General features: G+C 66.9%; 15 protein-coding genes. 13 read left to right on the plus strand and 2 right to left on the minus strand.

Features of this window, described 5'->3' with window-relative positions; all coding sequences use genetic code 11:
* The first annotated feature begins 10 nt into the window (after window positions 1-10).
* From LXE91_RS10910 to LXE91_RS10950, 9 genes are all read left to right on the plus strand, one after another.
* Window positions 11-8,938 carry a choice-of-anchor Q domain-containing protein gene (locus tag LXE91_RS10910; protein ID WP_223274330.1) on the plus strand — a complete coding sequence of 2,976 codons (8,928 nt, stop codon included), beginning with the start codon at window positions 11-13 and terminating at the stop codon, window positions 8,936-8,938.
* Window positions 8,935-9,438, plus strand: a complete 504-nt coding sequence (locus LXE91_RS10915) for a hypothetical protein (RefSeq protein ID WP_039348204.1) — start codon at window positions 8,935-8,937, stop codon at window positions 9,436-9,438. Before LXE91_RS10910 ends, LXE91_RS10915 begins: the two co-directional genes overlap by 4 nt.
* A gap of 64 nt (window positions 9,439-9,502) precedes the next feature.
* Entirely contained in the window at window positions 9,503-10,342 is an 840-nt protein-coding gene (locus tag LXE91_RS10920; protein ID WP_046543654.1) for a LolA-like protein, read from the plus strand.
* A gap of 5 nt (window positions 10,343-10,347) precedes the next feature.
* Window positions 10,348-11,178, plus strand: coding sequence for a LolA-like protein (locus LXE91_RS10925; RefSeq protein WP_039348198.1), 831 nt, complete (start codon window positions 10,348-10,350; stop codon window positions 11,176-11,178).
* Between the two features lie 76 nt (window positions 11,179-11,254).
* Complete coding sequence (locus LXE91_RS10930) at window positions 11,255-12,862, plus strand: c-type cytochrome (RefSeq protein WP_423191621.1); 1,608 nt, start codon at window positions 11,255-11,257, stop codon at window positions 12,860-12,862.
* 158 nt (window positions 12,863-13,020) lie between these two features.
* Window positions 13,021-14,409: a hypothetical protein gene (locus tag LXE91_RS10935; protein ID WP_039348458.1), complete on the plus strand. Its 1,389-nt coding sequence runs from the start codon at window positions 13,021-13,023 to the stop codon at window positions 14,407-14,409.
* A gap of 43 nt (window positions 14,410-14,452) precedes the next feature.
* Window positions 14,453-15,124 carry a c-type cytochrome gene (locus LXE91_RS10940; RefSeq protein ID WP_039348192.1) on the plus strand — a complete coding sequence of 224 codons (672 nt, stop codon included), beginning with the start codon at window positions 14,453-14,455 and terminating at the stop codon, window positions 15,122-15,124.
* 146 nt (window positions 15,125-15,270) lie between these two features.
* A complete protein-coding gene (ccsB, locus tag LXE91_RS10945) occupies window positions 15,271-16,494 on the plus strand; it encodes a c-type cytochrome biogenesis protein CcsB (RefSeq protein WP_391527319.1) in 1,224 nt (407 codons plus the stop codon).
* 132 nt (window positions 16,495-16,626) lie between these two features.
* Window positions 16,627-17,136 carry a hypothetical protein gene (locus LXE91_RS10950; protein WP_039357621.1) on the plus strand — a complete coding sequence of 170 codons (510 nt, stop codon included), beginning with the start codon at window positions 16,627-16,629 and terminating at the stop codon, window positions 17,134-17,136.
* Window positions 17,137-17,184: 48 nt separating this feature from the next.
* Here the strand turns inward: LXE91_RS10950 and LXE91_RS10955 are convergent, their stop codons facing one another.
* Window positions 17,185-17,808 (minus strand): lytic transglycosylase domain-containing protein, encoded by a 624-nt coding sequence (locus tag LXE91_RS10955; protein ID WP_039357624.1) that lies wholly within the window; start codon window positions 17,806-17,808, stop codon window positions 17,185-17,187.
* A gap of 523 nt (window positions 17,809-18,331) precedes the next feature.
* Between LXE91_RS10955 and LXE91_RS10960 the strand changes: the two genes are divergently transcribed.
* Entirely contained in the window at window positions 18,332-19,111 is a 780-nt protein-coding gene (locus LXE91_RS10960) for a response regulator (protein ID WP_039357627.1), read from the plus strand.
* A 12-nt stretch (window positions 19,112-19,123) separates the two neighbouring features.
* Here the strand turns inward: LXE91_RS10960 and LXE91_RS10965 are convergent, their stop codons facing one another.
* On the minus strand, window positions 19,124-20,242 hold the full coding sequence (locus tag LXE91_RS10965; RefSeq protein WP_039357628.1) for a sensor histidine kinase: 1,119 nt from the start codon (window positions 20,240-20,242) through the stop codon (window positions 19,124-19,126).
* A gap of 626 nt (window positions 20,243-20,868) precedes the next feature.
* Between LXE91_RS10965 and LXE91_RS10970 the strand changes: the two genes are divergently transcribed.
* The 3 genes from LXE91_RS10970 (at window position 20,869) to gspG (ending at window position 22,863) form a co-directional block, all read left to right on the plus strand.
* Window positions 20,869-21,495 (plus strand): SCO family protein, encoded by a 627-nt coding sequence (locus LXE91_RS10970; RefSeq protein WP_039357683.1) that lies wholly within the window; start codon window positions 20,869-20,871, stop codon window positions 21,493-21,495.
* A complete protein-coding gene (locus LXE91_RS10975; protein WP_223274458.1) occupies window positions 21,495-22,229 on the plus strand; it encodes a response regulator in 735 nt (244 codons plus the stop codon). The genes LXE91_RS10970 and LXE91_RS10975 overlap by 1 nt, the downstream gene beginning before the upstream one ends.
* A gap of 151 nt (window positions 22,230-22,380) precedes the next feature.
* Entirely contained in the window at window positions 22,381-22,863 is a 483-nt protein-coding gene (gene gspG, locus LXE91_RS10980) for a type II secretion system major pseudopilin GspG (protein ID WP_046196279.1), read from the plus strand.
* Window positions 22,864-22,872 lie beyond the last annotated feature (9 nt).

The following is a 22,872-nucleotide window of genomic DNA, read 5'->3' on the forward strand; positions in this document are numbered from 1 at the left end:
GAGAAAGACGATGAGATCCACCAAGCTCACGGCGACGCTCCTTGATCTGTTCAAGGCGGGGGTCGCGGCATCCATCTTGCTGACGGCAGGCGAAGCCTGTTTCGCGCAAGCGGTCGTCAATCTGACGGCGAAGGCGTCCACGGCGATGATGCCGGACGGGCAGGCCGTGCCGATGTGGGGCTACAGCTGCACGCCGGCTGCCGTGGCGACGGTGCCGGCCGCGAATGCGACCTGCGCGGCGGCGAATCCGGCCGCCGGCGCGAACTGGTCGCCGGTGGTCGTCACCGTGCCGGCCGGGCAGCTGCAGATCAACCTGACGAACAACCTGCCTGCGCCCGTGCCGACCTCGCTCGTCATCGTCGGCCAGCTGGGCGGCGGTCTGGGCGACAAGCCGACGACCACGCCGAGCCCGGTCCATCCGACGCAGACGGCCACGAGCTGGCCGACCGTCACGGCGACCTCGACCGCGCCGATGGCATCGTTCGTGCCGCCCGCACAGGGGCCGCGCGTGCAGTCGTTCGGGACCGAGGTGGCGCCGTCGACCGATCCGAAATCGCACACGACGCTCACGTGGACCAATCTCAAGCCCGGCACGTACCTGCTCGAGTCGGGCACGCACCCGTCGATCCAGGGGCCGATGGGCCTCTACGGGGTGCTGGTGGTGAAGAGCCCGAGCGTCCCCAGCTCGACGTGCGCATCGACGAAACAGGCCTATCCGAATTCGGTGTCCTGCTATGACGCCGACGTGCCGCTCGTGATGAGCGAGATCGATCCGGTGCAGAACGCCGCCGTTGCCGCAGCCGTGGCGACCAAGGGCTTCAGCGAAACCGCCGCGTGGTCGGGCCAGCCCGGCGGCTGCGGCGACTCGAAGTCGGTCACGTTCGGCACCTGCTATCCGCCGGTGGTGAACTACGATCCGCGCTACTACCTGATCAACGGCGTGGCCTTCGATCGCACCAACCCGAACGCGTCGGCCTTCCCGCCGAGCGCGACGGTGCCGCCGTCGACCGGGCAGGTGCTCGTGCGCCTGGTGAATGCCGGGCTGCGCATGCACGTTCCGGCCGTGGTCGGCGCGCAAACGGGCAATCCGTCCGTTCCCGGCTTCACGCTGATCGCCGAGGACGGCAACGTGATTCCCGGCGCCGCGCGCATCCAGAATGCCGTGTTCATGGCGGCCGGCAAGACCTACGACCTGATGCTGAACGCGCCGGCCGCGGGGGCGATGCCGGTGTACGACCGGCAGTTGAGCCTGTCGACCAACAACATGCGCGATGGCGGGATGCAAGGCTACATCGCGGTGAACAACGCCCAACCGTCGGCGACCGCCGGCATCGGCGAAACGCCGACCGCCGCGGGCGCGAACTACTACTTCGTGCCGGGCACGACGCTGAGCGTGTCGGATCCGGCCAAGGGCGTGATCGCGAACGACTCCGGCGTGTACGGCGTGAAGGTCCAGACACCGCCCGCGAGCGGCACGCTCACGTTGAACACGGACGGTACGTTCACGTATCTGTCGAGCAGCACGGCGAACGACAGCTTCGTCTATCAATCGACCAACGGCACGCCGCCGGTCACGGCGAAGGTGACGTTGACCGCCTGCACCACGAGCAACAAGTGCCTGTCGGTCCCGACGGCCGGCAATGCGAGTTTCGCGAGCAACATCGCGTCGCAGATCCAGGTCGGCGCGCCCGGCGTGCTCGCCAGCGCGAGCGATCCGGCCGGGTTGCCGCTCACCGCGCAAATCGTCGCGTCGAGCGCGACGAACGGCACCGTGACGCTGAATCCGGACGGCTCGTTTACCGCGGTGCCGACGACGCCGCGGGTCGGCAGCGGTGCGGCCGCGCAGACGATGACGTTCCAGTACAAGGTCACCAACACGCAGATGCAGACGAGCGCGAATGCAGGGACGGTGACCGTGACGTTCAATCCCGGCAGCGGGCTGGTCGTGAACGTGATGGACGCGCCGAGCATGGCGCCGGATGCGACCGCGCCGAACAAGGCGGTCAAGCTCACCGACTATCGCTGGATCATCGAGGAAGACCGCACGATGCAGATCGATCCGGCCTGCCAGGTGAATTCCGCGACGGGAAGGCCGGCGAACTGCCCGCCGCTGCCGGTCCCGAGCCTCGGCACGAACTTCCATACGAGCTACATGCCGGTGGTGGCGTCGGGCTGCGTCGGCCCCGTCGCATGTGAATCCGGGCAAACCGTGTACGACCCGGTGTCCAACACGCACCTGCCGACCGTGTGCGACGTCGGCAACGGCGCGTGCCGCACGGGCACGAACGTATCGCAACAGACGCCGGTCGATCCGAAGTACGTGGCGCTCGATCCGGCCAAGCACTACTACATCTCGATCCTGCCCGGCGACGCCGGCAACACGTTCACGAACGGCGGCGGCGTGTCGCCCGACGGCAAGCGGCAATTCAGCATCGCGCTCGACTGCCCGTCGGGCCCGAGCGGCGCGGACTTCGCGCCGGGCACCGGCAAGTGCGGCCACAGCATGGGCGGCTCGCCGATCGCGCCCGCGCAGATCGCGGCGGCGAAGGCCGGACAGACCGGTGCGGGACAGGCCGGACAGCTCAACGTGCTGCTGACGGAAACGCCGTACCAGACCGCGAAGCTGTCGGTGTTCGTGTTCGAGGACGACGCGCCGCTGAACGGCGAAGTGGACGTCAGCGGCGGGTCCGACGGATTCGGCACCGCGCGCGAGCCGGGCCTCGGCGGATTCGAGATCAAGCTCTGGGACGATGCGGGCGGCACCGGCGACCCGACCGGACAGATGACCTACGACATGTTCAACATGCCGCTGTCGAATTCGCTGCAGGGCACCATCGATCCGCTCACCGGGCTCAATGCGTGCCCGATCTCGACGGCGACCGACGGCCTGGTCGGCATGATTCCGACCTGCCCGAAATACGAATCGGACGGCAAGACGCTGTCGCCGCTCGTCGGCCAGGCCATCATCGCCAACCTGATGCCGGGCCGCTACGGCGTGATCGCGACGCCGGCGGCCGACCGGATCGGCCGCGGCGAGGAATGGCTGCAGACCAACACGCTCGACGGACAGAAGGCGCACGACGCGTTCATCAAGGTCGGCGGCCCCGCTTACTTCCAGGAGTTCGGGCCGGCCGGCTACCACGTGTCGATCGGCTTCGCGAATCCGAAGATCATCAACGCGCGCAGGACCAACGCGGCCAAGACCGGGATTTGCGACACCGGCCCGTGCCCGAACACGCTCACGGGCCGCGTGACGAACCTGCACTACAGCCGCCCGCCGAACGAGAACCTGTACAGCAGCGGTTCGCGCGATTCGCTGGCGTTCTCGCAATGCTATGTGAGCGTCGGCGATCCGGACAGCGAGGACTACGGCTTCACGAAATGCGACAGCCAGGGCCGGTTCACGATCAGCGGGCTGCCGAGCGGCACGACGCGCATCACCGTGTTCGATCAGTGGAACGACCAGATCGTCGACGGGCTGGCCAAGGCGGTCCAGTTGCCCGCGGCCAACGGGAGCACGACGGTCGACGTCGGCGACCTGGCGGTGCTGCAGTGGCATACGAACCTCTATACGCGGACCTTCATCGACCTGCACGGCGACGGCGTCTCGCATCCGGACGACCCCGGCATCGCGCTGGCGTCGGTCAACATGCGGTTCCGCGACGGCAGCTTCTCGAACTTCAATGCGACCGACGGCAATGGCTACGCGCCGTTCAACGAAGTGTTTCCGCTGTTCAACTGGTATGTGGTCGACGACGACCTGACGCGCTTCAAGCCGACCGGCACGCACGTGGTGTACGACGCGGGCGGCCCGGTGGACGGCACCAACTCTGCCGGCAGCGGGCACTCGACGGTGGCCGCGAACTTCGCGAACACGACAGAAACCGTGCCGCTGCCGTCGAACCTGCATGTGCCGGGCGCCCGGTATTGCGCGGACGCGGATTGCGCGTCGACCGGCAGCGGTTCGACCGGGCGGGTCGATCCGCCCTGGGTGACCACGGAGGCATGGCAGGGCTTCTCCGGCCAGAACTCGTTCATCGAGTACGGCAAGACGCCGTTCGCGAAGGGCGAGAACGGCGGGATACGCGGCGAGGTGATCTACGCGTCGACGCGGCCGTTCGACGATCCGACGCTGCTGATCCACACGAAGTGGACCCCCAACGTGCCGAACGTCACGGTCAACCTGTACCAGGAGGGCACGGCCACGGACGGCACGACCAACCTGACGCTGGTGGACACGACCAAGACGGCGAGCTGGGACGACTGGGCGCAGGGCTTCCGCGCGGACGGCGTGACGCCGAACATGAACTGCCCGGGCCAGGATCCGAACGACCCGTTCTACTTCACGCTGAAGAACAGCACCAACTGGCTCGATCCGCAGCATCGCCAGCTGCCCGCGAACGCGCAGTACAAGTGCTACGACGGCATGCATGCGTTCAACCAGATCCAGCCGGCGCCGTATGACGGGATGTACAAGTTCCCGAGCGTGACCGCGACGGATGCGAACGGCAAGCCGGTCGCGTCGAACTGCACGATCTGTGTCGGGAAGAACCCCGTCGACGGCACGCCGATGCTGCCTGCCGGCAAGTACGTGGTCGAGATCATCGTGCCGCCGGGCTACGAACTGGTGAAGGAGGAAGACAAGAACATCCTGATCGGCGACAACTACATCGCGCCCGTGACGCAGCAGTTCGCCGGCATCGGCGCGGTCTTCATCCTGCCCGACCAGGCCGCGGTGAATTCGACGTACAACAAGAACAACCCGCAGAACCCGACCACGAACCTCGGTTCGACGCCGCATGCCGAAGGCGACACCGGCAGCGTCGAGCGGTTCTGGCCGTGCGTCGGCGAGTTGCGCATCGTGCCGGACTACATCAGCCTGTTCCCGGGATCGAAGGAAGTCGCACCGTTCGCGGGCGCTTCCCGGCATCTGTGCGATCGCAAGGAGGTGATGCTCACCGACGAGGAATCGGTGCTCGCGAAGTTCTGGATTTTCAGCTCGACGCACGTCGCGGCGCACTACACGGGCTTCATGCTCGACGACTTCTCGTCGGAGTTCGACCCGTATTCGCCGCAGTTCGGCGAGAAGTTCGCAGTGCCGAACGTGCCGATCTCGTTCAAGGATTTCTCCGGCAACGAAACCTCGCGCACCTATACGGATCAATGGGGCATCTACAACGGACTGACGTTCTCGACCTGGGAAGTGAACCCGCCGAACCCGACCGGTTATGCGCCGACGATGATGGTCGCCTGCATGAACGATCCTGGCCCGATCCCCGATCCGCAGCACCCCGGCAAGACGATTGCCGATCCGCTGTACAACCCGGCATACAGCCAGTTCTGTTACGAGATTCCGTTCATGCCCGGACAGACGCAGTACATGGATACGCCGGTGGTGCCGGTGCAGTCCTTCGCGGACGGCTATAACCAGCCCGACTGCGCGTATCCGGATGCGACGCCGGCGATCTCGAGCGTGACCGGCGATGCGATCGGCGCCGGCGCGGGCCCGTGGGTCAGCGCGCCCGGCAGGCAACTGACGATCAATGCGCTGGGCGACCAGCAGGTGGTGAACCACGCGTATACGGGGCCGAGCCAGACCGCGGCGCCGTTCAACCAGAAGTTCATCACGCGCCACTACGGCTTCGGCGCGTCGCAGGGTAACGGCTCGGTCACGATCGCGGGCGTCACTGCGCCGGTCGTGTCGTGGAGCGACTCGAAGATCGTGGTGCTCGCACCGGACCTGAGCCTTCCGTCGCTCCCGTCGCTGAAGGTGCCGTCGACCTGCACGATCCAGCAGATGGGCGCACCCGCGACGCAGTGCGGCGAGCTCGTGATCACGGCCGGCAACGGCAAGCGGTCGATCGACGCGGTCACGGTGACGATCGGCGGCAAGGCGCCGACCTACGTGAGCGGCGAGAACGGCGCGAGCAATGCGCTGCAGACGGCGATCAACAATGCGAGCGCGGGCGACATGATCGTCGTCGGTCCGGGCACGTACAACGAGATGCTGGTGATGTGGAAGCCGATCCGGCTGCAAGGCGTGGGCGCCGCGTCGGTGACGATCAATGCGAATACGCATCCGTCCGGCAAGCTCGATCCGTGGCGCAGGCTGATCGCGTGCCTGTTCGGCACGTCGCTGGACGGCGGGCTGATTTCGGCCACGTACGACCCGACGAAGCCGATCTCGTCGACCAACAACCCGTACGATCCGTCAGGCACCTACCAGTGCCCGGCGCAGATGCAGGGGCACGTGGATCCGATTCCGTTCGAGCCGACCGTCGGCTGGGACAGCAATCAGAACGGCAACCTGGGCGAGCTGCTGATCGAGCCGTCGCTGCTGGGCGCGTATGAAGGCGCAGGCATCACGGTGCTGGCCAAGGGCGTGCAGCCGAGCACGAACTGCACCGCGAACGGGATCTGCACGATGCTCACCGCGCACGACTGCACGACGGACCCGAACAACCCGAACTACGGCAACTTCCTGTGCAACCCGTCGCGCATCGACGGGATCACGGTCACCAACAGCTCGCAGGGCGGCGGCGGGATCTTCCTGCACGGCTGGAACCACTACACGGAGGTATCGAACAACCGCGTGACCGGCAATGCCGGCACGCTGTCGGGCGGCATCACGGTCGGCCAGGTGGAAGTGCCGGACGGCAACATCGCCGCGGACGGCGTGACGCAGTTGCCGTTCATGTACAACACGTTCGTCAACGTGCACCACAACGCCGTCACGGCAAACGCGTCGTATGGCGACGAGATCAACTCGACCACGCCGTCTTCGGCCGGCGGCGTGACCCTGTGCTCGGGCGCCGACTACTACCGCTTCAACTACAACTGGGTCTGCGGCAACATGAGCAGCGGTGACGGCGGCGGCGTCGCGCACTTCGGGTTCAGCTACAACGGCGACCTGTCGCACAACGTGGTGCTGTTCAACCAGAGCAACAACCCGACGTTGCCGACATACGGCGGCGGGATCATCGCGCAGGGGGTGCCGCCCGACGGCACGTTCTGCGAGAACTCGACCGTCGACGTCGATTGCGCGCCGCAACTGTCCGACGGCATCGGCCCGAATCTCGTGATCGACGGCAACCTGATCATGGGCAACACGGCGGAAAGCGGGAAGGGCGGCGGGCTGCGGCTGCAGAACGTCAACGGCACGGACGTGCAACGCAATCTCGGCAATCCGAACAACTGGTACCAGGTGCGCGTGATCAACAACATCATCGCGGACAACGTGGCCGGCTGGTCGGGCGGCGGCGTGTCGCTGCAGGATGCGGTGCGCGTCAGCTTCATCAACAACACGGTGATCGCGAACGATGCGACGGCGTCGGCGGGCGTGCTCTTCAATACGCCGGCCGCGGCGCAGTCGAACGTGGCGCCGCCGGGATGCACGAGCAGCACGACCAGCGCGGAATCGACCTGCACGAGTTTCATCGAGACATCGACGCAGCAGCCGGCCGGACTGGAGACGACGACGCATACGCAGAACCTGATGGCGGCGTTCGTCCCGCCCGCGGGTTTCACGGGGCAAGTCACCTGTCCCGCGAACGCGCCGAACTGCACGAAGTTCTCGAATCCGGTGCTGAGCAACAACCTGTTCTGGCAAAACCGCTCGTTCTACATCTCGGTGAGTTCGCAGCCGAACCCGAACATACCCGGCGTGCAGAACGCGGTCACGCTGAACCCGGTCCTGAACCAGAAAGGGCAATCGACCGGCTTCTGCGTGACGGGCGGTGCGACCCCGCCGTTCTACTGGGACATCGGCGCGTACGGCGACACCGGGCCGGCCAATCACCAGTCCGGGCTGACCATGAATCCGCAGTACTCGATCATGACCAGCACGGCGGGCTACGCCGCGACCAACAAGGCAGCGGACCCGCAGACGACCAGCCAGTACTGCAACGGCTCGCGCGTGCCGCCGGAAGCCGGCGGGAACGGCTTTGCCGTGCCGCCCGGGATCGCCGACGCGGTGTTGCCGAACCCGTTGTTCGGGCTGATGCCGTCGGCCACGCCCGATGAGGGCAACCAGTGGATCAACATGTCGTACGGGCCGCTGTCGCTGTCCAACGAGGCGCTCCAGCCGGGCAGTGCCGGCTACAACGTGATGATGGGCAACTACTCGATCAAGGGCACGTCGCCGGCGATCGGGGCGGCTACCGCGAACGGCGCGCCGAATCACGACATCTTCGGCACGCCGCGGCCGCAAGCCAACGGCTACGACATCGGCGCGGTCGAGTACGTGGCGCCCGGCCTGCTCGGCGGCCTGCTCGGTGGCGGTACGCCGATCGACCCGCTGTCACTGGGGAGCCAGCCGACCGGCCTGGCAGCACTTATCCCTGGAGGCGGCGGAATTCCGGGCGGTGGCGGCATCCCGGGCGGCGGTGGCATCCCGGGTGTCGGCGGAATTCCGGGCGGCGGTGGAATTCCGGGCGGCGGTGGAATTCCTGGCGGCGGTGGAATTCCGGGCGGCGGCGGCATTCCGGGCGGTGGCGGCATTCCGGGCGGTGGCGGAATCCCGGGTGTCGGCGGAATTCCGGGCGGCGGTGGAATCCCGGGTGGCGGCGGAATTCCGGGCGGCGGTGGCATCCCGGGTGTCGGCGGCATCCCGGGCATCGGCGGAATCCCGGCCATCTTCAGCCGTAACGCGCCGCTGCCGCCGATCACGGCGCCGGCGCTGAGGCGGCCGCTTGCAGGGGCGCGGCTGGCTTCGCCGGTGACCCGGCCGCTGCCGACCGGCGCGTTGGCGCAGTCTCCGGCGCTGGCGCGGCCGCAATCGGGTGCGCTGCTGCAGGCCCCGACCCGGACGACGCCGCGCGCCCGCACGCAGACGCCCGGGCAGACGCCTGCGCAGACCCGCGCGCTGCCGCCCGTGCGGCTGCCGGCGCCGACCCCGGCGCAGGCGCTGCCCGCGCCCCTCACGGGAGCGATGCAATGAAACGGGCGGCCGTCCGTGCGGCATCGATGCTGCTGCTCGCGGGCGCTGCCTGCCTCGCCGCGGTCCGGCCGCAGCCGGCCGCGGCCGGGCAGGATGCGCCGGCCGGCCCCGCGGCCGCCCGGCACTCGCCTTACCTGCCGGTGAGCCTGCCGCGGCAGGCGAAGGCCTATTACCAGATGGCGAAAGGCATCGACAACTTGCACGTGCGCAGCACCGCGTCCGGCAACCTGATCCGTTTCAGCTACCGCGTGACCGATCCCGACAAGGCGCGGCTGCTCGGCGACACGAAAGCGACCGTCTACCTGTACGGCGAAACGAGCCACGCGATGCTCGTGATTCCGGTGATGGACCAGATCGGCGCGCTGCGGCAGACCGGTCAGCTCGAGACCGGACGCGAATACTGGATGGTGTTTTCCAACAAGGGAGGGCCGATCAAGCGCGGCGAACGGGTCAGCATCCTGATCGATTCGCTGCACATCGACGGGCTGGTGGTCGAGTAAATCACATACATGCGCATGTCGTCGCGCATCGGCAACGGGCGGCCTGCATGCGGGGAGAGCAGTCATGAACCGGTTTCTTTTCAAGTCGATTTCGGCGGCGTGTGCCGCCGGCTTGTTGACTTGCAGCCAGGTCGCATCCGCGGCCTCGGCGGCGGGGAATGCGCAGGAGGCGTCGGCGTCGCACATGGACGCGGCGCAGATCGCCGAGCGCAATGCGGCGGCCAACGGCGGGCTGCAGGCGTGGCGGGCGGTGTCGTCGATCAGGATGACGGGGCAGCTCGATGCGGGCGGCACGAAGAACGTCAGGCTGCCGTTCACGCTGACGTTGAAGCGTCCGCGCAAGAGCCGGCTCGAGATCCAGTTCGAGCAGCAAACGGCGCTGCAGGTGTACGACGGCGCGCAGGGCTGGCTGGTCCGGCCGTACCTCGGCCGCAACGACGTCGAGCCGTATACGCCGGCGCAACTCAAGTCCGCCGCGTCATCGGCCGAGCTCGACGGGCCGCTGATCGATTACGCGGCCAAGGGCACCACGATCCAGGCGCTCGGCACGGAGCAGGTGGAAGGGCATCGCGCGTATGTGCTGAAGCTGACGTCGAAGGAGGGCGCGACGCGCCGCCTGTGGGTCGACGCGTCGAGCTTTCTCGAACTGAAGATCGACGGCGAGCCGCGCGTGCTGGACGGCAAGACGCACAGCGTCGCCGTGTTCTATCGCGACTACAGGAAGGAGAACGGCCTCGTCATGCCGCACACGCTCGAGACCGTCGTGAGCGGCGTCAAGGGCGCGCACCGGATCACGATCGAGCATGTCGCGCTCAACGAGCCGGCCGACGACGCGATGTTCGGCAAGCCGCCGCTCACCTTCGCGAAGGCGCCGAGTCACCCGGCCGAGACCCGGACGAGGTGACGGCCATGGGACGGATCGGATCGTGGGTGCTCGCCGGCTGCGCGATGGCGGCCTTGTGCGGGTGCGAGCAATTGCCGGGGCAGGGCCTCGGCGTGGACCAGATCGTCGAGAAGAACATCGCGGCGAGAGGCGGGCTCGACGCGTGGCGCAAGGTCCAGACGATGGTCTGGTCGGGCCATGTGGACAGCCCGAACGCGCCGGTGCGCAGCATGCCGTTCATCCTGGCGATGAAGCGCCCGAACAAGACGCGCTTCGAGATCACCGTGCTCAACCAGAAGGCCGTGCGCGTGTTCGATGGCCGCGAAGGCTGGAAACAGGCCGCGAGCGGCAGCGCCGGCGTGCGGCCGTATACGCCGGGCGAGCTGATGTCCGCGCGCGACGAGCAGGTGATCGACGGCCCGCTGTTCGACCACGATGCGAAGGGCATCGGCGTGACGCTGGAGGGCGTCGACCCGATCGGCGGGCACGATGCGTACCGCCTGGCGGTGAAGTTGCCGTCCGGCGCGGTACGGCATGTGTGGATCGACGGGCGGAGTTTCCTGGACGTGAAGGCCGACCGCCAGGTGCGCGGGCCGAGCGGCCCGCTCACGGTGGAGGTGAACTACGGCAACTTCAAGCTCATCGACGGCCTGCAAATCCCGCTCAGGATCGAGAGCGGAACGGCAGCCTCGCCGACCAAGGACACGCTGATCATCGACAAGGTGTCGCTGAATCCGCCGCTCGACGATGCGCTCTTCGGCCGGCCCGTGTCGCCGGGCGGACGCCGTGCGGCGTCGATCGATGCGCGCGTGTCGGCGGCCCCGCCGGGCGTAGCCCGGCCGACGGCACGGCCATGAACGGCATCCGGGGCGAGCGCGCGCCCTCGCGGCGGCGTGGCCGCCGGCCTCGCGCGGGCGGCTGGCGCGGTGGCTGGTGCTGGCCGCTTTGTGCGCAAGCGCGGGCCACGCGATCGGCGGCGAGCCGGCGGCACCCGTCGTGCCCGCGGACGCGGGAGAAGCCATCTTCCAGCGTGGCATCCTCGGTTCCGGTGCGCCGCTCGAAGCCGTGCATCAGGACGGCGTGCGCCTGCAAGGCGCCGCTGCTGCCTGCATCAATTGCCATCGGCGCAGCGGGCTGGGCTCGAAGGAGGGCAACAACATCATTCCGCCGATCACGTGGCGCTACCTGGTGCATCCGCGCGCGCAGACCGCCGAGGATCTCGATATCCCGTACGTTCCCGGCATGCGCGCCGATCGCGAGCCGTACACGGAAGAACGGCTCGCGCGCGCCGTGCGTGACGGAATCGATCCGGAGGGCAGGCCGCTCGGCAGACTGATGCCGCAATACGCGCTCGGCGACGCCGACATGGCCGCGCTGACCGGCTATCTGAAGCGTCTCGATCGCCGCACGCCGTCGGGCGTGACCGACACGGTGCTGCATTTCGCGACGATCGTCACGCCGGACGCGGACCCGGTGAAGCGGGCGGGCATGCTCGACGTCCTGCAGCACTACTTCGCGGACAAGAACGCGTTTCCGTTCGGCACGACGCCGCCGCTGCGTTCCACGCGAAAAATGATGTTCATGGTCAATCGCCGCTGGGAACTGCACGTGTGGGAACTGAACGGTCCGCCGGACACGTGGCGCGCGCAGTTGACGCAGTTTCTCGCCCGGCAGCCGGTGCTGGCCGTGGTGTCGGGGCTCGGCGGCAGGAACTGGGCGCCCGTTCACGACTTCTGCGAGGCGCAGGCCGTGCCCTGCCTCTTTCCGAACGTCGAGGTGCCGGTCGAAGCCGAGCACGATTTCTACTCGGTGTACTTCTCGCGCGGCGTGCTGCTCGAGTCGGACCTGATCGCGAAGCGCGTGCTGGACGAAGTCGGCGCGCGGCCGGTGAAGACGGTCAGGCAAGTCTATCGCGCGGGCGACAACGGCGAGCGCGGCGCACAGGCGCTCGCCGCCGCGCTGAAGGCGCGCGGCATCGCGGTGTCGAATCATGCGCTTGCACCGCACGACGGCGTCGCGCGCGCGTTGCGCGGGATGCCGCGCGACGATGTGCTCGTGCTGTGGCTGAGGCCGCCCGATCTCGCGGCGCTCGAGCATGTGCCGCCGGCGGTGGACACCGTGTTCATGTCGGGGCTGCTCGGCGGGCTCGACAGCACGCCGCTGCCGACGAGCTGGCGCGCCGTCACGCGCGTTGCCTATCCGTTCGACTTGCCGGAGGGGCGGCGCGTGCGCGTCGACTACGCGTTCGGCTGGTTCACGATCCGGAAGATTCCGATGGTCGCGCCGCAGGTGCAGGCGGATACCTATCTCGCGTGCGGCCTGCTCGCCGAGACGCTGAGCCACGTCGTCGACGCGTTCGTGCGCGAGTATCTCGTCGAGCGCATCCAGGACATGCTCGAACGCCGCATCCTGACCGGCTACTACCCGCGCCTGACGCTCGCGACCGGGCAGCGCTTCGCGTCGAAGGGCGGCTATATCGTCCGGTTCGCCGGGCCGGACCGCACGAAGATCTCCGCCGACGGAGACTGGATCGTTCCCTGAGCAGTCGCGCGCCTTCGGATGGAGTAGGAAACAGGCTGCGTATGGAGGGAGTCGCCCCATGTCGGTTTCGATGCGCGCATCGCACACTGGAGACATCGTGCGACATGGCGATGTCGCGCCGGAGCATCGCGGCATACGATGCGGGGAGGGAAACCGTCATGACTACGTTCCTGGCCGGCCATGATGTTCGACATCGCCGGGCGCGTCGCGGCTGGCTGGCCGCGCTCGCGGTGCTCGCGTTGCTGCAATTGCCCGTCGCGCACGCGTTGCCGATCTTCGCGCGCCAGACCGGGCAGAGCTGCGTCGCGTGCCATGCCGGCGGACAGTTTCCGGAACTCACGCCGTACGGGCGCGAGTTCAAGCTGAACGGCTACACGTTCGGCGAACGCACGATTCCGCTTGCCGCGATGGCGATCGGCGACCTGAGCAAGACGCGCTACAACAGCGATTCCAGCGGCGCGCCGATCAACCCCAAGGACGGCCTGCCGATCTTCGACTTCGCGAGCGTGTTCCTCGCCGGGAAGATCACCGACCATCTCGGCGGCTTCGCGCAGTTCACCTACATCGCCCACGATCATCAGGACGGGGACGGGCGATGGAAAGGCCACTGGACGTCCGACAATACCGACTTCCGCTTCGTCGACCGGATCATGTCGTCGGCGAACGACCTGATCGTCGGCTTGACGGTGCACAACAACCCGACCGTGCAGGACGTATTCAACACCGCGCCGGCATGGGGTTACCCGTACATTTCCTCGACCATCAGCCCGGTGGCGAAGATCCCGAACCTGCCCGTGCTCGAAAGCGGGTCGCTCGCGACTCAGGCGGTCGGCACCGGCGCCTACTTGTACTGGAACAGCCTGCTGTACGCGGAGCTGACCACCTACAGCACCGCGGACGGCATCTGGTCGTTCCTGAGCCACGGGAACAACGAAGGGAATCCGAATCACCCGCAGATCTATCTGCGCGGCTACAACCCGTATGCGCGCATCGCGCTGACCCACGATTGGGGCCCGCATAGCGTGATGGTCGGCGCATTCGGCTTCAGCGTCGACATCTACCCGAACGACGCGAACAATTTCCCGATTTTCGGAACCGGCGTCACGCGTTTTCGCGACTATGGTCTCGACGCGCAATACGAATACTTGCTCGAGCCGCACACGATCACCGCGCAGGCGCGCTACGTGCGGGAGAACATTCACGATCCGAACAATTTCATCGTGAGCGACAACACGTCCGCGAACCTGAATTCGCTGCGGCTCAAGGCGTCGTACGTCTACCAGGCCAAGTACGGCGTCAGCCTGTCGTTCTTCAACACGACGGGCACCGCGGACAGTACTGCCTATGCGGCGAGTGCGAACTTCCATCCGAATACGCAGGGCTGGACGCCGGAAATATTCTGGATGCCGGATCAACACGTGCGCGTCGGCATCCAGTACACGCATTTCACCAAGTACCTCGGCGCGACGACCAACTACGACGGCAACGGACGCAATGCGAGGGACAACGATACGTTGTTCATCTATCTATGGCTCGCTTCGTTCTGACATCGGGCGGGGCAGCGGACATTACGGCAGGGAGAGCGCTGACATGAACAAGGTGACCCATTTCGCTTGGCTTGCGCTGGTGCTGGCGGCATCGGGTTGTCATGACCTGGAGCGGTCGCGGGAAGTCGACAATCCGGCCGTCTCGGGCAGGACCATCGCGCTGCAGGTGTGCTCGAACTGCCACGGCGCGACCGGCGTGTCGGTGTCGCCGATGTTTCCGAAACTCGCCGGACAGCGCAAGGAATATCTCGTCGATCAGTTGACCGACTTCAAGCATCACGCGCGCGCCGATCCGAATGCGAAGCGCTACATGTGGGGATTCACGCATCTGACCGATGCGCAGATCGACGAGATCGCCGACTATTTTTCGGGCCAGCCGCCGGTCCTCGGCGCGTCCGACGATCACGCGCTGCTCGATGCGGGCAAGGCGATCTTCGTGTCGGGGCTGCCCGACAAGGGCGTGTCGGCCTGTGTCGGGTGTCATGGCCAGCATGGCGAGGGCATGAGCCGGTTCCCGCGGCTCGCCGGCCAGCACGCGGACTACGTGCTGAAGCAACTGAGGGTTTTCCGGGAAACCGACACGCGGCCGCGCGGCGCTGTCATGAAGTCGGTGTGCGCGAACATGAGCGAGCAGGACATGCGCGCCGTCGCGGCATACGTCGAGGCGTTTCCGCTGGAAGCCGGCGCACCGGCGAGCCCGGCGGCCGAGCAATGAACACGCGCCGCTGAATCGGCGTCGCATGCGGCGGGTGCCGCGCAGCGGACAGACGAACGGCGCCGGCGGCGACCATTTGGGTGTCTCGTCTTCCCCGGGGCGGGGCACCTTCTTTTAAAACTGGCAGTTCCATTCCGGTGAAGCACATGAAGGCCATTCAAACCCCGCGCGGCAGCATGGCGTCCGTCGCCGCGTCGCTGCATCGGCGACTTCGTGCGCCGGCCGCGGTTCGCTCGCGCGAGCCGGGCGACGATCGTTCGTTCCTCGCGCGCCTGTCGGTCGTCGACTGGCTGTTCGCCCTGGCGCTCGTGGTGGGCGCGGGCCATGCGCTCGTGCACTACCACGCGCGCATGGATGACTACGACAAGGCGGTGATGATCGGCACCGTGCCGGCGCTCATCGCGCTCGGCTGGCGCTGGAAGCCCGCGCGGCTGATGATGGCATCGATCGCCGTGCTGGCGCTGCTGTCGATCCGGATCTACCAGGGCGATCTCGCGCGCGCCGATTCGGCGTTCTTCCTCAAGTACTTCCTGTCGAGCCAGTCCGCGATCCTGTGGATGAGCGCGCTGTTCGTGCTCGCGACGATCTTCTACTGGATCGGCTTGCTCGCGCGCTCGGCGTCGGGTTCCGCGATCGGACAGAAGCTCACGTGGGTCGCCGTGCTGATGGGCTTCACCGGCCTGATGGTGCGCTGGTACGAGTCCTACCTGATCGGGGCGGACGTCGGGCACATTCCGGTGTCGAACCTGTATGAGGTGTTCGTCCTGTTCAGCCTGATCACCGCGCTGCTGTATCTGTATTACGAAGGCCACTACGGCACGCGCGCGCTCGGCGCGTTCGTGCTGCTGGTGATCAGCGCGGCCGTCGGCTTCCTGATGTGGTACTCGGTCGCGCGCGACGCGCAGCAGATCCAGCCGCTCGTACCGGCGCTGCAAAGCTGGTGGATGAAGATCCACGTGCCGGCGAACTTCATCGGCTACGGCAGCTTCGCGCTGTCGGCGATGGTGTCGGTTGCGTACCTGATGAAGGAGCGCGGCGTGCTCGCGGATCGCCTGCCGACGCTCGACGTGCTCCACGACGTGATGGTCAAGTCGATCGCGGTCGGTTTCGCGTTCTTCACGATCGCGACGATCCTCGGCGCGCTGTGGGCCGCCGAAGCATGGGGCGGCTACTGGAGCTGGGACCCGAAGGAAACCTGGGCGCTGATCGTGTGGTTGAACTACGCGGCGTGGCTGCACATGCGCCTGATGAAGGGCCTGCGCGGTACGGTGGCCGCATGGTGGGCGCTCACGGGCCTGCTCGTGACGACCTTTGCGTTCCTCGGCGTCAACATGTTCCTGTCCGGGCTGCACAGCTACGGGCGGCTCTGACGCGCGCACGGCGGCGCCTACCGTGTTCTACCCATGCACTTTGGCGAGCATTACCACTACAAGCCGGATGCGCGCCGAACCAGAATGTTTCAAGGGCGTATCGCCGCATTGCGCGGTGACGTAGGAGGAGCCATGAGACGCGTCTATTTCCTGTTGCCGACGACGCAATGCGCGCAGTCGATCGTCGGCGAGTTGCTGTCGATGCGAATCGAGTGGCGACATATCCATTGCCTCGCGAATCACGCCGTGATGCGCGACGGGTTGCCGGAGGCGACGCTCGCGCAGCGCAGCGACCTGCTGCCGTCGCTCGCGCGCGGCACCGCCGTCGGCTTCGGGACCGGCATGCTGCTCGGGCTGCTCCTGATGGTGTTCCCGCCCGATGGTTTGCACATCGGCGGCGGCGTCGTCGTGGCGATCACGCTGTTCGGCGCGGCCTTCGGCGCATGGGTGGCGACGATGATCGGCGTCGACGTGCCGAGCACGCGCCTGAAGCGCTTCGAGGACGGCATCGAGCACGGTGAATTGCTGATGATGATCGACGTTCCGACCGACCGCGTTCACGAGATCGAAGACGCGATCAAGCTTCATCACACGGATGCGCATCTGCAGGGCGAAGATCCGACCATCCCGGCGTTTCCGTGATCGCCGCTTGCCCCGTCGGCCGGTGTCGCGCCGGCCGGCGCCGGCGTTTCAACTCGCGGCGAGCAGCCGTTTGTAGCGCGCCAGGACGCGAGGCACGTACTCGCGCGTCTGCGGCATCGACGGAATGCGATAACCTGCCCGAATCACGGCATTCTCCCCGGCATTGTAGGCAGCGAGCGTGAGCTCGACGTTCTCCTTGAACAGGTCGAGCAGGAAGCGCAGATACCGCGCGCCGGTCAGCACGTTGTCGCGCGGATCGAACATGTCGACGCCGGCGAAGCGCCGCGCCGTTTCCGGCATCAATTGCATGAGCCCGAGCGCGCCTTTGTCCGAGACGGCCTTCGGGTTGTATCCCGATTCGACGTCGATCACCGCGCGAAGGAGCTCGGGCGGAATGTTGAACGACCGGCTTGCCTCGGCGATGACGTCCGCCAATGACGACGCGATCGCCGATTTCGGCGCGGCGCGCTTCGCTTCCGGTGCGCTCGGCCTTTCGGCGGCGACGATCACTTTCAGATTGGCCGTGCCGGGCTCGTTGGTCAGGACGATGGTGCCATTGCTCGCCACCGTGCCGAAGATCTGCGCGTGCGCGGTGCACGACCACACCGAGCCGAATCCCGCGCATGCGGCAACGAGCGCTGTTCCCAATACGGATGAAGGGCGGCTGTGCATCTTTCTGGCCTCCTGCATCTGCATTGTCGTTGCGGGTACATCGGATCGGCAATGGGGCGACCTCCTACACTTCGATACCGCAAGCGGCACCCTGCGCGGCGATGCAAAACTGTTACAAAAGAAATCGCCGGTAATACCCGGTCGACGGGCGAAGTTGACGATTCTTACGCGGAACAGTTGGTTTCTGCTCACTGCCCGCGCCGTTGCAGAATGATTTGTTTCCTGCGTGCGGTAAACGATCGGGGAGTCCCGCCATCCGTAGTCCTACTGATGGGACGCACGCAGTCAATTCGATTCAGCCCTGAAACATTCCCGCCAGTGCGCCACGTTTCGGCGAGTGCGTGTCCGTCGCGGACGCTCGCGCGCGGCGCGCTGGCCCGATCCTTGCACTGAACACGGGTGCGACCCGTCGTTCGCGAGACAGGTTGCCAGACCGGACAAGGCAACAAGAACATGTCCGGCACCGTGCAAACGAGGCGTCGAGATCCGACGTGGTGCAAGCGCGGAAAACTTGGGGGAAGCCGTGAATACAAAATGTCGCGTGATGATCGCAGAGGATCACGATCTGCTGCGAAACGGGCTACGGTCGATGCTTTCCGCGCAAGGCGACTACGAAGTCGTCGGCGAAGCGCGCGACGGCAAGGAAGCGTGCCACCTGGCCATGACGCTCGCTCCGGACCTGATCCTGATGGACCTGTCGATGCGGGGGATGAACGGTATCGATGCGAGTGCGACGATCAAGCGGCGTGCGCCGACGATCCGCATCGTCGTGCTCACCGTGCATCAGAACGAGGAGTACGTGCGCGAGGCGCTGCGTGCAGGCGTCGAAGGCTACGTGCTCAAGGACGTTTCGTTCGACGAATTGCTGCTCGCGATGCGCATGGTCATGCAGGGAAAGCGGCACCTGAGCGCGGATGTGTACGGCTACATGGTCGACTCGTTCGTGACCGGCCGCGAAACGCCCGCGCCCAAGAAGGCGTGGGACATCCTGACCGCGCGCGAACGCAGCGTGCTGAAGCTGATCGCGGAAGGGCGCACGAACCGGCAGGTCGGTCAGTACCTGAGCCTGAGCCCGAAGACGATCGAGAAGTACCGGGCGAGCATGATGCACAAGCTCCATCTCGCGAACCTGACGGAACTGGTGCTCGTCGCGATGAACATGGGGCTGTTGACCACGCTCGCGGCGAAATGCGCGGAAACGGATGTGGCCGACGTGCCGGCCAGGCCGGCCGTCGACGGCGTGCAGGTGCCCGACGCCGTCGCGCGGCTGGACGACTATCCCGCCGGCGGCGCGAAGCGCTGAGCGTTGCCGGTATCAGAGCGGCCAGGTTGCGCAGACGCGCGTGCCCGTCGTGGCGGACGACTGGATCCCGAACGTGCCGCCGTGCGACTCGATGCGGTGCTGCATGCCGATCAGCCCGAGACCCGCCGCGCGTGCGTCGTCCGTCGCGAGCGGATGGCGCTCGTAGCCGACGCCGTTGTCGTCGATCGTCAGCAGCAGCCCACCGGCATCGTGTTGCAGGCCGAGCATGATTTCGGTGGCCTGCGCATGCTTGACGACGTTGTGCAGCGCCTCCTGCGCGACCCGGAACATGTCCGCTTTCAGATGCTCGGGAATCTCGTCGTCGTCGACGTCGCAATTGAACTCGACCGACAGCTGGCTCGCGTCACGCTCGATCCGGCGGCACAGCGACGCGAGCGCGGCCGGCAGGCCGAGCCTGTCGAGCATCGGCGGCTTCAGTTCGCCGCAGATCTGGCGCACTTCGCCGATCGTTTCGCGAATCCGCAGCACGGCGACGTCGAGCAGTGCCGTCGCGTCGGCGATCTCGCCGCGACGAAGCCGCATGAGCGCGTCCTCATTCATCAGCTTGACGAGCGTCAGCGCCTGGCCGAGCCCGTCGTGCAATTCCGCGGCGAGCCGATGCCGCTCCTTCTGCTGGCCCATCAGCAGATACGTGTGGCACGCATGCACGCCCGCATCGTTGGCCGCGTCGCCGCGTCGTGCGGGCTCGGGCATCGGCGATTCCTCGAACAGCGTCAGCCACATCCGGGTGCCGGGCAGTGCCTGCCGATGTATGACGAATTGCGCGGGATGGCCGCTTCGCCCGCCGAGCATCGCCGTGAACGAATGATGCTCGAGCGCGGCGCTCGCGGAGAGTTCGTCCGCCAGCGCGACTTGGGTGTCGTCGGGTGCCAGGTCGCGCAGCGGCCGTCCAACGAGTTCGGCGCTCTTGTATCCGAACAGCGCGGCGGTGCTGCGATTGACCGATACGAAGGCGCCGTCATCGGCGAGAATGGCGAGCGCTGCGCCCCGTGCGTCGGTGACGATGGCGCGGCGGCGATCGTCGTGACGAAGCGCACGGCGCAGCTTGCGCATTGCGTCGATCAGATCGAGCAGCCTGATCCTTGGCCCTTCCGGCTGGCGTTCAGTCATGGTGGCTCCCGAGGCGCGTCTTCAGGAAAACGTAAGGTTTCGACCATTCTAGGACGTGACCGATGCGGGCCGCAACATGGGGATTGCGCGCGTTCGTCATGGGGAAACGCCTGCCGCGCGCATCTCGGGATCGTGCCGGGCGGGCATGTCCTACCGGCCTTTGGGGGGCGTCATCCCATGACGCTCTGCGGCAAATTCATGACACTGCATGAGCGAGGCACGGAATTGTCCGCTGCCTCGCTCGTGTCATGGAGGCCGGTATGAACAGGATCGCCAGATCGACGATGGGCGCATTCGTGGTCGCGGGCGTCGCCCTCGCCGCAGCGCCCGCATGGTGCGCGTCCGATGGCGGCGCGATGGAGGACGGCGGCGCAGCGGCGGTCGAAAGCGCGGCGGCGAACGGGAGCGCCACGGAAAACGCGGCACCGGAAGCCGTCGACAATTCGATGGACAAGGACATGCAGAACGGTGTCGAACACGCTGCCGGAAACGCAGCGGACGGCACCGACGGAAATGCCGCCGCCGGCGCGGCGACGCCCGTGTCGGAGCCCCCGATGGCGCACCCGATGGAGCACGCGATGGAGCCGGCGAGTGACCCCGCCGCGGAGCCCGCCGCGGGACCCGCGATGGCGCCCCCGGCCGACGCCCCCGCGCAGCCTGCACCGGCCGCGCCTGCCGGCAACGCGGTCGACAAGGCCGGCATGACCGAGGGCGCGACGGGCGCCGCCGGCATGCACATGCATCACGCGGTGATGCCGGGCACCGTGCACACGATGGTCCGGTATGCGGTGCCGACGGTTCAGCTCGTGCGCGACGACGGTCGGACCGTCTCGCTGGCCAGGGAGCTCGACGACGGCCGGCCGGTGATCCTGACGTTCATCTACACCAGCTGCACGACCATCTGCCCGATGATCAGCCAGACGCTCGAGCAATTGCAGGGCGAACTCGGCGCCGATCGCGACAAGGTCCACATCATGTCGATCTCGATCGATCCGGAGGCGGACACACCCGAGCGGCTCAGGAGCTACGCGGCGCGCTTCGGCGCCGGTCCCGAATGGCAGCACTACACCGGGACCGTCGATGCGAGCGTGGCCGCGCAGCGCGCGTTCAACGTGTATCGCGGCGACAAGATGAACCACACGCCGGTGACGTTCGTGCGGGCCACGCCGGGCCAGCCGTGGCTGCGGATCGACGGTTTCGCGACGCCCACCGAATTGCTCGCGGCCTACCGCGACGTCGTCGCGTCCAACTAGTGCCCGTTCCCGCCGACAGTGGGCCGTGGGTGCCACGTTTCTGCGAGGGAGCGTCGAAATTGGACAATAAGCATCGTGTGCTGATCGTCGAGGATCAGCATCTGTTGCGAGTCGGCCTGAGTCATCTGGTGTCCGAGCTGGCCGACTACTGCATCGTCGGCGCGGCGAGCGGTGGGGTCGAGGCTTGTCATCTCGCGGAGAAGACCCGGCCCGACCTGGTCCTGATGGATCTGTCGATGCCGGGCGGCAGCGGCTTCGAGGCCATCGCGACGATCAAGCGCAACGTGCCGCATGCGCGGATCATCGTCCTCACGGTTCATCACAGCGAAGACGACGTGAACGACGCGTTCGCCGCGGGTGCGGACGGCTACGTGCTCAAGGACTCGCCGTTCGCCGACCTGGTGCGCGAGATGCGCTTCGTGATGCAGGGCAAGTGCGTGGTCAGCCTCGACGCCTATCGCGCCCGCGCCGGCCTGCATGGGGTGCGCGACGCGAACGCGCACAAGGCGCGCTTGTGGAGCGCGCTGACCAATCGCGAGCGCACGGTGTTGCGCCTCGTCGTCGAGGGGCACACGAGCCGGCAGGTCGGCGAGTGCCTCAAGGTCAGTCCGAAAACCGTGGACAAGCACCGCGCCAATCTGATGCGCAAGCTCGGCATCGCCAACCTGACCGGCCTGGTTCATTTCGCGATCGACATCGGCGTGCTCGCGCTGAACGACGACGACCGTGTGTGAATTCCCTCCATTGGCGCATCGCCCAACTGGGGGGGATCTACCCATGGGGATGGACGGCACTCCCTACTTCTGGCGCGTACCCGCGTGAACAAGAATGCAATCAACGGCATCCGCGGCGCCGACGCCGCGGGTTGATACAGGGAGGAAAGCCGTGAGCCATGAATCGTCCTCGATACCGGCCGGCGCGCCGGGCCGGCGGCCGCGCGACGAACGAAGCGTGTGCCGCGCATGCGCGAGCCGCGGCTTCACGTTGCTCGAACTGCTTGTCGTGATGGTCATCATCGGGTTGCTGGCGGGGCTCGTCGCGCCACGGTATTTCGAACAGGTCGGCAAGTCGAACGTGAAGGTCGCGCGCGCGCAGATCGTGTCGCTCGGCCAGGCACTGGATCAATACCGGCTCGACGTCGGTTCGTATCCGACCACCGAGGAAGGGCTCGATGCGCTCGTGAACAAGCCGCAAAGCGCATCGCGGTGGAGCGGCCCGTATCTGCAGAAGGCCGTCCCGGTGGATCCGTGGGATCGGCCCTATCAGTATCGTTCACCGGGCGAACACGGCGACTACGACCTGTATTCGCTCGGCAAGGACGGACGCGGGGGCGGTACCGGCGAGAACGTGACGATCTCGTCGTGGTAGGGGCGCGGT

Source organism: Burkholderia contaminans, from assembly GCF_029633825.1.
In the GTDB taxonomy this organism is placed as follows: domain Bacteria; phylum Pseudomonadota; class Gammaproteobacteria; order Burkholderiales; family Burkholderiaceae; genus Burkholderia; species Burkholderia contaminans.